The sequence below is a fragment of the Lutibacter sp. genome (assembly GCF_033723435.1).
In the GTDB taxonomy this organism is placed as follows: domain Bacteria; phylum Bacteroidota; class Bacteroidia; order Flavobacteriales; family Flavobacteriaceae; genus Lutibacter.
Genome location: NZ_JAWVXC010000001.1, coordinates 359,029 through 374,618, shown reverse-complemented (window position 1 = coordinate 374,618; position 15,590 = coordinate 359,029). Strand labels below are relative to the sequence as shown.

10 protein-coding genes are annotated in these 15,590 nt (G+C 29.7%); 3 read left to right on the top strand and 7 right to left on the bottom strand.

The genetic code is table 11. The annotated features are described in order from the left end of the window. Position 1: 1 nt before the first annotated feature. The 7 genes from R3342_RS01650 to purL all read right to left on the bottom strand — a co-directional run bounded on the left by R3342_RS01650 (position 2) and on the right by purL (position 11,989). On the bottom strand, positions 2-454 hold the full coding sequence (locus R3342_RS01650; protein WP_318937921.1) for a helix-turn-helix domain-containing protein: 453 nt from the start codon (positions 452-454) through the stop codon (positions 2-4). A gap of 130 nt (positions 455-584) precedes the next feature. Beyond that, positions 585-1,991, bottom strand: coding sequence for a tRNA uridine-5-carboxymethylaminomethyl(34) synthesis GTPase MnmE (mnmE, locus tag R3342_RS01645; protein WP_318937920.1), 1,407 nt, complete (start codon positions 1,989-1,991; stop codon positions 585-587). A gap of 31 nt (positions 1,992-2,022) precedes the next feature. Continuing rightward, a complete protein-coding gene (locus R3342_RS01640) occupies positions 2,023-2,604 on the bottom strand; it encodes a tRNA-(ms[2]io[6]A)-hydroxylase (RefSeq protein ID WP_318937919.1) in 582 nt (193 codons plus the stop codon). Beyond that, the gene (locus R3342_RS01635) at positions 2,604-4,523 is read right to left on the bottom strand and encodes a monovalent cation:proton antiporter family protein (protein ID WP_318937918.1); all 1,920 of its coding nucleotides are present in this window, start codon (positions 4,521-4,523) and stop codon (positions 2,604-2,606) included. Before R3342_RS01635 ends, R3342_RS01640 begins: the two co-directional genes overlap by 1 nt. Before the next feature lie 21 nt (positions 4,524-4,544). After that, a complete protein-coding gene (gene dnaX / locus R3342_RS01630; RefSeq protein WP_318937917.1) occupies positions 4,545-6,239 on the bottom strand; it encodes a DNA polymerase III subunit gamma/tau in 1,695 nt (564 codons plus the stop codon). A gap of 60 nt (positions 6,240-6,299) precedes the next feature. After that, positions 6,300-8,081: an AMP-dependent synthetase/ligase gene (locus tag R3342_RS01625; RefSeq protein ID WP_318937916.1), complete on the bottom strand. Its 1,782-nt coding sequence runs from the start codon at positions 8,079-8,081 to the stop codon at positions 6,300-6,302. A 251-nt stretch (positions 8,082-8,332) separates the two neighbouring features. Then, positions 8,333-11,989, bottom strand: coding sequence for a phosphoribosylformylglycinamidine synthase (gene purL, locus R3342_RS01620; RefSeq protein WP_318937915.1), 3,657 nt, complete (start codon positions 11,987-11,989; stop codon positions 8,333-8,335). 404 nt (positions 11,990-12,393) lie between these two features. On the opposite strand from purL, the gene hisG reads away from it, so the two are divergent. Genes hisG through hisC form a run of 3 tightly spaced genes read left to right on the top strand, consistent with a single transcriptional unit; the run spans position 12,394 to position 15,590 of the window. After that, positions 12,394-13,251, top strand: coding sequence for an ATP phosphoribosyltransferase (gene hisG, locus R3342_RS01615; protein WP_318937914.1), 858 nt, complete (start codon positions 12,394-12,396; stop codon positions 13,249-13,251). A 12-nt stretch (positions 13,252-13,263) separates the two neighbouring features. Next, positions 13,264-14,556 (top strand): histidinol dehydrogenase, encoded by a 1,293-nt coding sequence (gene hisD, locus R3342_RS01610; protein ID WP_318937913.1) that lies wholly within the window; start codon positions 13,264-13,266, stop codon positions 14,554-14,556. Continuing rightward, positions 14,553-15,590 (top strand): histidinol-phosphate transaminase, encoded by a 1,038-nt coding sequence (gene hisC, locus R3342_RS01605; RefSeq protein WP_318937912.1) that lies wholly within the window; start codon positions 14,553-14,555, stop codon positions 15,588-15,590. The genes hisD and hisC overlap by 4 nt, the downstream gene beginning before the upstream one ends.

The following is a 15,590-nucleotide window of genomic DNA, read 5'->3' as shown; positions in this document are numbered from 1 at the left end:
ATTAATTAAAAAGGTTTTCTATTTGCCATCTGGCTACAATTCGTTTTCTACCAAATGGAACTGCTTTTAAACGTCCTTGTTGAATCATTCTTTGAACAGTCCATCTACTAACACCAATTAGTTGAGATACTTCTGTAACACTTAAAAAATCTTTATTGTTTACTGTATTTGGATTGATAACTTGAACAACTTCTTTTTGTTGTTGCATATCTTCTGTAAGTGTGGCTTGAATCTTTTCTTCACGCATACGTGCTTTATATGCTCTTTTTGCACACGTATCACTACAGTATTTTGTTACTGTTGTTCGTGCTGTAAAGGCATTACCGCAATGCTTACAATTTTTGGGGATGTATAAATTACTGCTCATAAATGGTGCTTTATGTAGCGTTATGGTGCAACGTGGGGCAATATGGTGCATCATTTCGCTTTTATTTTCGCCAACAGATTTGGGCAACAAATCCGTATTTTAGGCAACATATATACAACAAATTTACATTAAAAAAGGCAAAAAAGCAACAAAAAAAGGAAGATAAAAATATGTAACTATATGAAAAATAGGTATATAACAAGAAAAGGAAATGTGATTACTTCCCAATACAAAAATTAGCAAAAATATTACCAAGTAAATCATCGGTAGTAATTTCTCCAGTAATTAATCCAAGGTTATGAAGAGCTTCATGAATATCTATGGCTAATAAATCGGAACTAATGTTGTCATCTATTCCTTTTTGAACATCATTTATTGCAATTAACGCATTATTTAAAGCTTCAAAATGACGTGAGTTACTAACTATAGTTTCATTATTACTTAAAGCTCCTGTATTTGCTAGTTCTATTAATTTTTCAATTAAATTTTGTATTCCAGTTTTTTGTTTAGCAGCAATAAATAGAATATCATAATTTTTAAAAATAGATTTTGTTTGTGCTATAATTTCATCAGATACTAAATCTACCTTATTAGCTATTATGAGTGTTTTTTTGTTTGAATACTCAGTTTTAATTTTTTTTACCTCGGCTAATATGGTATTTAAATCAGATTTTTTATTTTTAATGGATTCTAAATCAAATAAATAAATAATTAGCTGCGCTTGCTCAATTTTTTCAAAAGTCTTCTTAATTCCAATATTTTCTACAAAATCTTCTGTAGTTCTTATACCTGCAGTATCAATAAATCTATAGGCTACTCCTTCAATAATTATTTCATCTTCAATAGCGTCTCTAGTAGTTCCTGCAATGTGGCTTACAATAGCTTTTTCTTCGTTTAAAAGTGCATTAAGTAAGGTTGATTTACCAACATTTGGTTCTCCAACAATTGCTACTGGAATACCATTTTTTAATACATTTCCTAAGGCAAAAGAATCGATTAACTTTTTAAGAATTTTACTAATTTTTGTAATTAATAATGCAAATTCGTCTCTGTCGGCAAATGCAACATCTTCTTCCGAAAAATCGAGTTCTAATTCAATTAAACTGGCAAAATTTAGTAATTGTTGACGTAAGGTTTGTATTTCAGAGCTAAATCCACCTCGCATTTGCTGTAATGCTACCTGATGTGAAGCTGCTGAATCTGATGCAATTAAATCTGCTACAGCTTCCGCTTGGCTTAAATCCATTTTTCCATTTAAAAAAGCACGTAACGTAAACTCACCAGGATTAGCATTTCTTACACCATTTTTTAAGAATAATTGTATAATTTCTTGTTGAATATAAACCGATCCGTGACAATTTATTTCTACTACATTTTCACCTGTATAGGAATTTGGATTTTTGAAAACAGAAACTAATACTTCATCAATAATATGATTATTTTCGATAATATTTCCTAAGTGAATAGTATGCGATTTTACTTTTGTTAAATCTTTTTTTCCAAATTTTGAATGGAAAAAAGTATTTACAATTTCAATTGCTTTTTCACCTGACAATCTAATAACAGCAATTGCTCCAACACCTGAAGAAGTAGCTAAAGCAATAATAGTATCGTTATTATTCATGATATTTAATTTTTGTAAAAATACAAATTGTTTATCCGTGAATAGATTCTTTATCTCCTAAATCTTTCATAATCTCAGCTTCAAAAATCAATAAGTCTTGCCACTTTTTATCAACTTCTGCACGATTACCATATTTTCTGGCGAAATTTAAAAATAAACTATAATGATTTGCTTCGGAAACCATTAAATCTCTATAAAATTTTGCTAAACTTTTATCTTTTAAATTTTCAGATAATAATCTAAATCTCTCACAACTTCTTGCTTCAATTAGTGCAGCATATAATAACCGGTGTATTAATTGTGTAGTTCTGCTTCCACCTTTTGGAAAAAACTTTAAAATTTTATTTACATATTCATCTTTCCTATCTTTTCCTAATGCAACTCCTTTTAATTGTAGCTTATCGTGTACTAATTTAAAATGGCTCATTTCTTCTTTAACAATGCTAACCATTTCGTCAGCTAATTCAGAGTATTCAGGAAAACTCATTATTAGAGAATTAGCTGTTGCTGCAGCTTTAAGTTCACAATGAGCATGATCAATTAATATTTCATCAATATTTTTTTCGGCTATGTTTGCCCATCTTGGATCGGTTGGAAGTTTTAAACCTAGCATTAGGAATCAAATTTAAATTTAAGTTTTTGTAAGCTTTCATCAGCACCAACTAAAGTTATAACATCACCTAAACGTAACCGAGTATAACCGTGTGAAACTAATAATTGACCTTTTCGTTTTACGGAAAGTACTAAAACATCGGAAGGTAAGCGTAAATTTCGTAAGCGAATTCCGTGAATGTCTTTATTTCGTATCTCAATATCAATCGTGTCTTGATCGGAATCCATTCCTAATAATAATGAAGCTGCATTTGGAGAACGAACAAAATGATCTAATAAACTAACCATTGCTGTTGCTGGGTTAATTATTAATGCACCTAATTTATGGAATTTTTCAAAGTAACTTCTGTCATTTAATCTAACTATTACCACTTTTGTCCCGATATTTTCATAAATAAACGTTGCTAATTTTAAATTTTCTTCATCAGAAAGTAATAAAACAATAGCTTCATAATTTTGTAATTCTAATTGTTGTAATTGTTTATTTACTAAAGATTTTAAGCATATTACTTCAAATTCTTTATCTACAACTAAGTTTTCTGATTCAATTTGAGCAATATTTACTTCCCAATTATTTTGCTTTAATTGTTTTGCTAAAGCTAAAGATTGATTTTCAAAACCAAAAATTATAGCATTTTGATTATCGGGTTTACTTTTCTTTTTAGCTTTTAAATGACTCTCATGTAAATAATTTAAAGACCATTTAAATAGAGGAGGTCCAATTAATTGATTCATTACAATAACTGCAATTACTATAGTTTCAAATTCATGTCCCCAAATAGGGAATTCTTGAGAAATAATTGTAGCTAATCCTAAAGCTACGCCAGCTTGTGTTAAATAAGGCATCCAAGCAACTAAAGCAAATTTCTTTGGGTCTTTAGCTAAATATACTCCAGCTGCACCACTTATAAACATCGTAAATAATCTTAAAAAGAAAAAACCAATAGCTATACTAAAGACATTAATTAAAGTGTGTACTGATAAAGAAGCTCCAGTTAAAGTAAAAAATATAATATAAATAAGTGGGCTTATTTCTTTTAGTGTTTTTGAAAATTCTATTCTATGTTTACTATAATTAGTTAAGGAGAAACTTGCAATTATACATATTAATAAGGGCTCTAAAGCAAATTCAATATGTAAAAGTTGATGAACTTCTAAAGTAATTAAATGAGAAAATAGATAAATTCCATATCCAATTAAAATGATAGCAATTCCCTTTAATTGTTTATCAGCTTTAGTTAAAAATGGAAGAGCTAAAAGTTTTCCAAATGCCAAACCTAAACCTATAGAAGCTATTAATTCTATAAATAAAACAATAAAGAAAAGTAAATTAGTAGGTTCATCATTTATAAAAGCTTTTGCAATAGAAATACTTATTGCAAATAAAATAATTACTAAAACATCTTTTATTACCGTAACTCCCATAACTGTTTTAGTAAAAGGTCCATTAGCTCTTAATTCATCAATAACGGCAATTGCTGATGATGGAGAACGAGCAACAAAAATGGTAGCAAAAAGTATTGCTACAGCAATTTTATGCGTAGTGGGCATATCTGCCATAAACGGAATTAAATCTGCTACAAAATAAATGACAAAAGAACTTAAAATAAATGTTATAAAAAGTTGGCTTATAGTCATCCATTTTATACTATTTAATCTACTTCTAAGCTCTTTTAAATATAATTCAGAACCTGCTGAAAAAGCTATAATTGATAATGCTATTTCATTTAAAAAGTTTAACTCTTTTAATGCTTTTGGTGGAATAAAATTTAAAAATGAGGATCCTGCAATAATTCCTGTAATAATTAAACCTGTTATTAATGGGAATCTTTTCTTTTGGAAAATCTTAGCAATTTCATTTGCCGCAATGGCAACTATTAAAAAGCCAATTAAAAAAGTTATGATTAATTTTATGCTCAAAATTATATTGGGTATTAAAAATTAAACGTCTAAATCAAAAGTTGTTTTTAGCATTTCAATAGCGCTATTTTTTTCTATTAACTTTTGATATTTTTCTTGAGGAGTATAAGCATATTTTTTTGTTGCTTTCTCATTAACATGAATAATAATACTTATTTTAAAATTATTAAGGTTTTTTCTTAAATATTTCAGCAAAGGATTAATGCTAACCTTTAGCTGATTTTCCATCACAAAATTTGGTAATTCTAGATGGAAATTTTGTTCTTTAATAACTGGACTATTAGCTGTCATAATTGCTGCTAAACTATTTTTCCCTTTTTCTTTTAATTTATCCGCATAAGTTAACCATAATCTAATAGCTTCATTTTCGGTAAAATCATCTTTTGGTAATCCTTCTACTTCTTCAAAATCTACTTCAATTTTAGCTATTTCTTTTTTGTGATTTATACTTTTTAAAGAAAGGGGAGAAGGCCTCCTATTTTCAATTTTTAAATCAGGTTTTACTAACTTTTTAGTAGGAGTAACTACTTTAGGCTCTATAGTTTTATTCTCCTTAATTTTTTTGAGAGGTTTACTTAAATTAGGATTGTACAGTGTATTATTTTGAGATTGAAAATGCAGTGCAGCAATTATGTAAGGTTTGTTATTTTTTTTTTCTCCATCAAATGTGATGGAGGCTAATTGCATTATGGTAAGTTCAATTAACAACCGCTGATTTTTACTGCTTTTATAATTCAAATCGCATTGATTTGCAATATCAATTGCTTGAAGCAAGAATCGTAAGTCACATTTTTCAGTTTGAGAAAGGTATTTTTTCTTAGTATTATCACCAACTTCTAGTAGTTCTGTAGTTGTTTTATCTTTTGCAACAAGCAAATCTCTAAAATGAGAGGCCAAACCAATAATAAAATGATGACCTTCAAAACCGCGTGCTAAAATGGCATTAAAATGCACTAATAATTCTGGGATTTTATTATCTAAAATTAAATCTGTAGCAATAAAAAACTCATCGTAATCTAAAACGTTTAAATTTTCGGTAACTGCTTTTCGTGTTAAGTTTTCACCTGAAAAGCTAACAACTCTATCAAAAATAGAAAGGGCATCACGCAAAGCACCATCTGCTTTTTGAGAAATTATATGTAAAGCATCATCTTCAGCAGTTATACCTTCTTGTACTGCTATATTTTTAAGATAATTTTTGATGTCTATAACACCAATTCTTTTAAAATCAAAAATTTGACAACGTGATAAAATAGTTGGAATTATTTTGTGTTTTTCCGTAGTTGCCAAAATAAAAATAGCATGTTCTGGTGGTTCTTCTAATGTTTTTAAAAAAGCGTTAAAAGCAGCAGCAGAAAGCATATGAACCTCGTCAATAATATAAACTTTGTATTTGCCTGTTTGTGGAGGTATTCTAACCTGATCGGTTAAGCTTCTTATATCATCTACGGAATTATTAGAAGCCGCATCTAATTCAAATATATTAAATGCAAAATCTTCATCTGTTGTTTTATTTGTAGCCTGATTAATTTGTTTAGCTAAAATTCTAGCACAAGTTGTTTTTCCAACACCGCGTGGACCAGTAAATAATAGTGCTTGTGCTAAATGATTACTTTTTATAGCATTTTCAAGCGTATTTGTTATTGCTTGTTGGCCAACAACATCATTAAAAGTTTGTGGTCTGTATTTACGTGCCGATACTATAAAATGCTCCATACAACTAAATTCGTTTACTGCAAAAATATAAAAATCAATTTAACTTTTTATCTAAAAAGATTATTGATCAATATCGTAAATTTTATTGTATAAATGTTTATATTTTTCAAGAATTTCAATTCTTTTTGGTTTCATAGTAGGAGTAAGTAATCCGTTATCAATTCCCCATACCTCAGGAGTTAATTCAAATCTTTTAATAGTTTCCCATTTACCAAAGTTTTTATTTCCCTTGTCAATTTCTTTTTGAATTCTTTCAATAACATGAGGGTTTTTAATTAAATCTTCATTATTTCCTAAAATTGGTTCGTGATGTATTTTAGACCATCCTCTTAAAAACTCAAAATTTGGTTGAATTAAAGCTGCTGGCATTTTTTGTCCTTCTCCAATAACTAAAATTTGCTCAATAAAACGGGATTGCTTCATTTCGTTTTCAAGTAATGCAGGTACAATGTATTTACCTCCAGAAGTTTTAAAAATTTCTTTTTTTCTTCCGGTTATTTTAAGGAAACCATCTTTATCTAATTCACCTTTATCACCAGTATGGAAATATTCTCCAGTCATTACGCTTGCAGTTTTTTCAGGATCCTTATAATAGCCTTTCATAACATTTGGACCTTTTATCAAAATTTCACCATCTTCGGCAATTTTAACTTCTACATTATCAATTGGCTTACCAACGGTTCCAATTCTCATCATGTGATTTTTGTACATATTAACAGAAACAACGGGAGAAGTTTCGGTAAGTCCGTAACCTTCCATTATATGCATTTTTGCAGCAGTAAATATACGGGCTAAACGAGGTTGTAAAGCGGCACTACCAGAAACCATTGTTCTTAAATTACCACCTAAGGCTTCTCGCCATTTGCTAAAAATAAGTTTATTGGCAATTGCTAATTTTTGATGGTAAAACCAACCGTTTTTTCTATATGGTTCGTATTTTAATCCAATATCAACAGCCCAAAAGAATAGCATTTTTTTAATACCTGTTAGTTCAGTTCCTTTAGCAATAATACCATCGTAAACTTTTTCAAGTAATCTTGGAACAACAGACATAAGTGAAGGTTTAACTTCTTTTAAGTTTTCTCCAATTTTATCAATTGCTTCAGCAAAATAGATAGAAGTTCCAGAATATTGATACAAGTACAACAGCATTCGTTCAAAAACATGACATACAGGTAAAAAACTTAAAACTTTCATTTCTCCTTCAATAGGTAATCTAGGATAACTATCAATTACATTACTTACTAAGTTATTATGTGAGAGCATAACTCCTTTTGGTCTTCCAGTGGTTCCAGAAGTGTAAATTATTGTAGCTAAATCATCTGGTTTAACGTTGTTTTTAAATTCTTCAACTTGTGCTTGGTTGCTTTCATCTTTACCTAACTCTAAAACTTCTTTCCAATTTTTACAATTTTTTATTTCTTCAAAAGAATAAATTTCTTTTAAAGTTGGCACATTACCTTTTATGGAATTTGCTTTAATAAATAATTCTTCATCGGATAGAAAACAGTGAGTTACTTCGGCATGATTAAAAATGTATTCGTAATCATCCTTAGATATGGTTGGATAAATAGGAATATTTAATGCTCCTAATTGAGTAATTCCAATATCTAAAATATTCCATTCCGTTCTGTTGGTAGATGAAATAACGGCAATTTTATCTCCTGGTTTAACACCTAGTTTTAATAAACCTCTACTAATGGCATTTGCTTTATCTATATATTCTTGAGAAGATGTAGACACCCAAGTTCCATTATATTTGGTAGTTAGTGATTCTTTTAAATTATATTTTTCTAGTTGGTAGTATGCAAAATCGAATGAACGAGTAACTTTTATAGGCATCTTATATAGTTTGTTTGTGTGTTTGCAAAGTATAAAATTAATAAGGAATTTACAATAGTTTAATCATATATGTTATTTTTGTTACTTATAGCTATTATACTATTAAAATATACCTAAAAACATTTAAGTATATACTGTTTTATATTGAAGTAAAACTTGTTTAATTACAAGCTTGTTTTTTATTTTTAATACGTATAAAAAAAGGACTTATTAAAAATAAAGTCCTTTAAATATTTTATAGCTTTTTGGGCTTATTTTTCTAACCACTTCCTAGCATTCACAAAAGCCTCAAGCCAAGGCGATACTTCATCTTTTCTGTCGGAAGGATAATATGCCCAGTTCCATTTAAAAATAGAACGTTCAATATGTGGCATAGTTACTAAATGGCGACCATCAGCTGAACTTAACATAGCTACATTATAATCAGAACCATTTGGATTTGCAGGATAACCTTCATAACCATATTTTCCAACAATATTATAATTATTTTCAGGAAGAGGTAAGTTAAATTTCCCCTCTCCGTTTGAAATCCAAACACCTAAAGTACTTCCTTCTAAAGACGATAACATTACCGAATTATTTTTTTGAATAGTTACAGAAGTAAAATTACTTTCGTGTTTTTGAGAATCGTTATGAAGCATTTTTCCGTGAACTTTATGCTCAGGATTAATTACTTCTAATTCCATAAATAGTTGACAACCATTACAAATTCCAACGGATAATGTATCTTTTCTAGCGAAGAAATTATCCAATGCTTTTTTCGCTTTTTCATTATATAAAAATGCACCAGCCCAACCTTTGGCAGAACCCAATACATCAGAATTTGAAAATCCACCAACAGCGCCAATAAACTGAATATCTTCCAACGTTTCTCTTCCAGAAATTAAATCGGTCATATGCACATCTTTTACATCAAAACCAGCCAAATACATAGCATGAGCCATTTCTCGTTCGCTATTACTTCCTTTTTCCCTTATAATTGCAGCTTTTGGCTTTTGTTTAGAGTTTATAACTGGTAATTTTCCTTCAAAGTCTTTTGGGAAAGTATAATTTAAAGGTTGATTTTTATAATTATCAAAACGTTCTTTAGCTTTATTGTTGGCACATTGTTTATCATCTAATAAATAAGAAGTTTCAAACCAAATATCTCTTAATTCAGGAATGTTGAAATTGTAAGTTTTAGCATTGTTTTTAATTAAAACACTATTACTTTGAATAGCTTTACCAATTTCAAAATATTGAATATTATTTTCTTTTAAAATAGAAGCTATATTTTTATCTGAACTTTGGAAAATAATTCCGCTATTTTCAGCAAATAATAGTTTTATAATATCACTTTCATTAATTTCAGAAAGGTTTATTTCTAAACCAATTTCTTGCTGAGAAAAACACATTTCTAGTAAAGTAGTTATCATTCCTCCTGATGAAATATCGTGTCCAGCTAAAATTTTATTTTCTTTAATTAACTGTTGAATGGTATTAAAAACAGTTTTAAAATACGCTGCACTTTTTATTGTAGGTGTAAAAACTCCTAAATTTCCATTAATTTGGGAAAATGAAGAACCACCTAATTTGAAATTTTCATTTGATAAATTAATGTAATACAGCTTGTTATTTTCTTTTAATTGAATAACTGGTTCAACAACTTTTGAAATTTCATTACAATGTCCTGCGGCAGAAATAATTACAGTTCCAGGAGCAATCACTTCTTCATTTTCATATTTTTGCTTCATCGAAAGAGAATCTTTTCCAGTTGGAATATTTATCCCCAATTCAATAGCAAAATCTGATACTGCTTCAACAGCTTTATATAAACGTGCGTCTTCTCCTTCGTTTTTACAAGGCCACATCCAATTTGCAGATAAAGAAACAGAAGTCAAATTATCTTGAAGCGGTGCCCAAATAATATTAGTTAGTGCTTCTGCTATGGCATTTCTACTACCAGCTACAGGATCAATAAGAGCACTTATAGGCGCATGACCAATAGAAGTTGCAATTCCCTCTTTGCCGTTATAATCTAATGCCATTACGCCGCAATTATTTAAAGGTAATTGTAAAGGGCCAGCACATTGTTGTTTGGCAACTTTTCCGCCAACACATCGATCTACTTTATTGGTAAGCCAATCTTTACAAGCTACTGCTTCTAATTTTAAAACTTCACGGAGGTAATCTTGAATATTTTCTTGTGTATAAATAAGTTCACTATAATTTCTTTTTACAGTACTATCATTCATAATAGTTTTTGGAGAACTGCCAAACATATCCAATAAATTCAAATCCATTGGTTTGGTATTGTTTTTCTTCGATTCGAAAGTAAATTTTAAATCGTTTGTAACTTCACCAACTTCATAAAAAGGAGCTCGTTCTCTTGCAGAAATTTTTTGTAATTGTTCAATATCTTTTTCATGAATTACCAATCCCATTCGTTCTTGAGATTCATTTCCAATAATTTCTTTTGCTGAAAGTGTTGGATCACCAATAGGTAATTTATCAATTTCTATAATTCCACCTGTTTCTTCCACCAATTCGGATAAGCAATTAAGATGACCACCAGCTCCGTGATCATGGATAGAAACAATTGGGTTGTGTTCATTTTCAACCATTCCTCTTATTGCATTTGCAGCTCTTTTTTGCATTTCAGGATTTGAACGTTGTACAGCATTTAATTCAATTCCACTTGAAAATTCGCCAGTATCTGCAGATGAAACAGCAGCACCTCCCATACCAATTCGGTAATTATCACCACCTAAAATTACTACTTTATCTCCTTTTGTAGGTTTTTCTTTAATTGCCTGATCAGCTTTTCCATAACCAATCCCACCAGCTTGCATGATTACCTTATCGAAGCCTAATTTTCTGGTTACATCATTATATTCAAAAGTTAATAAAGAACCTGAAATAAGTGGCTGTCCAAATTTATTTCCAAAATCAGATGCTCCGTTAGATGCTTTTATTAAAATATCAATTGGAGTTTGATATAACCAATCCCTTTCTTGCATATTTTTTTCCCAAGGCCTGTCTTGTGTTAGTCGAGAATAGGAAGTCATATACACAGCGGTTCCTGCTAAAGGCAATGACCCTTTTCCACCAGCTAATCTATCTCGTATTTCACCTCCTGAACCAGTTGCAGCACCATTAAATGGCTCAACTGTGGTTGGGAAATTATGTGTTTCTGCTTTTAATGAAATAACGGATTCAAAATTTGTTGTTTTGTAAAAATCAGGTTTGTCAGCTGTTTTTGGTGCAAATTGCTCTACAGTTGGACCTTTTAAAAAGGCAACATTATCTTTATATGCTGAAACAATAGTGTTTGGATTTGTTTCAGATGTTTTTCTAATTAATTTAAATAAAGAAGATGGCATTTCTTTACCATCAATTACAAAACTTCCATTGAAAATTTTGTGACGACAATGCTCTGAATTTACTTGTGAAAATCCGAATACTTCAGAATCTGTTAATTTTCTTCCTAATCGATCACTTAAATTATTTAAATAGCTAATTTCTTCTTCGCTTAAAGATAAACCTTCTTTTAAATTATACGCTTGAATATCTTCAATTTCTAATATTGACTCAGGTTTACTGTTTATTGTAAAAATATCCTGATTTAATTGCTTGTATTTTTGAAATAACATTTTGTCATATAGAGCATCTTTCGTACTCGCAACAAACTCTTCAATACGTTGAATTCCTTCAATTTGCATGTTTTGAGTTATTTCAACTGCATTTGTGCTCCAAGGTGTAATCATCGTTGCACGTGGACCAACAAAAAAAGCATCGATTGATGCTTGATTTAATTTTTTTTGGTTACCAAAAAGCCAAGTTAACTTATCGATATTAGTTTTTGAGAGTTCTTTTGATGTTGAAACTGCATAAATTTTTTCAGCAATGTTTCCAAAGAAGTGAATCATAAGAAGCTATTTAGTTCGTTATTTTTAGTTCTGCAAATTTAACTAAATATTTGAAATGTATTTTTAACCGATTAGTAGTTTTGAATAACTTATTAAAAGGTTTTAAACAAATTAAAAATTGAGACAAAAAATATCACAGTGTTAATTATTTAACAATTTCAAACGTTTACGTAAAAAATAGCATTAAATTATATCAAGGCATCTAAATAATTTTATATATTCGCATAAAATTAGACAAATGAATACTAATCAATTACATCATCGTCATTTCAAAACTTGTACTCAAGCGAAATGATAATGTATTGATTTTATTTAAAATATATTTTAAAAACCCGTTTGAGTAAATCAAACGGGTTTTTTGTTATAACCAACCGTTTATTTACTCAACATTAATAAGTAAAAAAATGAGTAAACTTAAAATTGCCGTACAAAAAGACGGTAGACTGAATAAGGAATCTCTGCAGATTTTAAAAGATGCTGGTATTTATATTGAAAATGGTAAAGATCAGTTAAAGGCTTCAGCAAGCAATTTCCCGTTAGAAGTTTTGTATTTGCGCAATAGTGATATTCCACAATATTTGCGTGATGGCGTAGTTGATATTGCAATTATTGGAGAAAATTTATTGATAGAAAAAGGCAAAGATATCCAAATTGTAGAACGGTTAGGGTTTTCTAAATGTCGAGTTTCTTTGGCAATTCCAAAAAATAACAAATACAAAAGTATTCAAGATTTAAACGGTAAAAAAATTGCGACTTCTTATCCAAATACTGTAAAAGAATATTTCGCAAAATTTAATGTTACGCCAGATATTCACTTAATAAATGGCTCTGTAGAAATTGCTCCAAATATAGGATTAGCAGATGCAATTGTTGATATTGTTTCAAGTGGAAGTACCTTGTTTAAAAACAATTTAAAAGAAGTAGAAGTTTTTTTGAAAAGTGAAGCTGTTTTGGCTGCTTCACCAATTATTTCAGAGGAGAGGCAGAAAATATTAAATACGTTGCAATTTAGAATTCAAGCGGTGTTAAAAGCTAGAAAATCACGCTATATTTTAATGAATGCACCGAATGACAAAATTCAAGATATTATTAAAATTTTACCAGGAATGCGCAGTCCAACAGTTTTGCCATTGGCTGAAGAAGGATGGAGTTCCATTCACACAGTAATTGCTAAAGATACTTTTTGGGAAGTAATTGATGAGTTAAAAACTCTTGGTGCAGAAGGCTTATTAGTGGTTCCAATTGAAAAAATGGTTTTATAAAATTTATAAAAAATGAAAAAAATTAATAATCCTCCAAAAGTTGAATGGTCAAATATTCTAAAACGACCTTCAAAGTCTGTTGCAGCAATAGAAGAAACAGTTACTGCTATTTTTGAAGATGTAAAACGAAATGGTGATGAAGGTGTAAAACGATATTCTTCAATTTTTGATGGAGTCTCTTTGAAATCCTTTTTTGTTACTGAAAATGAATTTAAAGCTGCTGAAAAATCAGTTTCTGAGGAATTAAAACAAGCAATACAAGTTTCAAAAGATAATATTACTAAATTTCACGAAGCCCAAAAAACTTCTAAAATTATGGTCGAAACTACTAAAGGAGTTGTTTGTTGGCAAGAAAAACGACCTATTCAAAAAGTTGGTTTGTATATTCCGGGAGGAACAGCACCGCTTTTCTCAAGTGTTTTAATGTTGGCAATTCCTGCAAAAATAGCAGGATGCAATGAAATTGTGTTGGCAACTCCAACTAATAAACAAGGGGAAATTAATCCAGCTATTTTATATGCAGCTCAGCAATGTGGAGTTACTAAAATTTTAAAAGTAGGAGGAATCCAGGCAATTGCTGCTCTTACTTTTGGAACAGAATCCATTCCAAAAGTTTATAAAATATTTGGTCCTGGTAATCAATATGTTACAACAGCAAAACAATTGGCAACAAAATTTGGAGTTGCAATTGATATGCCGGCTGGGCCAAGCGAATTATTGGTGATGGCAGACGAAACTTCAGATGCAAGTTTTGTAGCTTCTGATTTGTTGAGCCAAGCTGAACATGGAGTGGATAGTCAAGTAATTTTAGTGTCAACATCAGAAGAAAAAATTAAAGAAGTTGAAAAGGAAATAGAAATGCAAATAAAAGTGCTTCCAAGAAAAGCAATTGCAGAAAAAGCCATTGAAAATTCCAAATTAATTTATATATCCGCAAAAGAATTAGCTCTTGAATTAATCAATGAATATGGTCCAGAACATTTTATTGTTTGTACAAATAAAAATGATTTTTATATAAACGGAATCCAAAATGCAGGTTCAGTTTTTATTGGAAATTATACTCCTGAAAGTGCTGGAGATTATGCTTCAGGAACCAATCATACATTACCAACCAATGGTTATGCAAAAGCATATTCAGGGGTAAATTTAGATGCCTTTTTAAAAACCATTTCATTTCAGGAAATTTCTGAAGTTGGAATTCAAAATATTGGAAAATCTATTGAAATTTTAGCAGAAGCTGAAGGTTTACAAGCGCATAAAAACGCCGTTACATTACGATTAAATAGCTTAAAAAATCAGTCATGAAAATTGAGCAACAATTAGTTAGAGAAAATATTAAGGTATTGCAACCTTATTCTTCCGCTCGTGATGAATTTAGTAATACGGAGCGAGAAATGATTTTTTTAGATGCTAATGAAAATCCGTTTGATAATGGTGTAAATCGTTATCCAGATCCACAACAGTTGGAATTGAAAAAAGAATTATCCTTTTTAAAAAATGTGTTAACTACTCAAATACTTTTAGGAAATGGCAGTGATGAAGTGTTGGATTTACTTTTTAGAGCATTTTGCGAACCAAAAGTTGACAACATAATTACGTTACCTCCAACTTATGGAATGTATAAGGTTTTAGCCGAAATTAATGCTGTTGAAAACAGAGAAGTTTTATTAACAACTGAATTTGAACCTAACATAAATGAAATCATTTCTAAAGCAGATGAAAATACCAAACTATTATTTTTATGTTCACCAAATAATCCAACAGGTAACTCATTTTTAGAAAAAAATATAGAAACATTATTACAATCTTTTAAAGGATTGATAATAATAGATGAAGCTTATATTGATTTTTCCTCAAAAAAAAGTTGGTTAAAAAAATTGAACGAATTTCCTAATTTGGTAATTGTTCAAACTCTATCAAAAGCCTATGGAATGGCGGGAATTAGATTAGGAATTTGTTATGCTTCCGAAGAAATTATTTCAATTCTAAATAGAATTAAACCACCTTATAATGTAAATGCTTTAACCCAACAAAAAGCTTTAAAAAGAGTATTAAATCCAACTAAAGTAAAGAAAGAAGTCAATAAAATTTTAAAACAAAGGAATAAATTGATTACAAAATTGAGCGAAATTTCATTTGTTGAAAAAATTTATCCAACTGATGCAAATTTTGTATTGATAAAAGTTGATAATGCTAGTAAAAGATATAATCAATTATTAGAAAAAGGTATTGTAATTAGAAATAGAGCCACACAACCACTTTGTAAAAATACATTACGCTTAACTGTTGGAACAAAAAGAGAAACAAAATTGCTGATTAACGCATTAAAAGAAATTTAA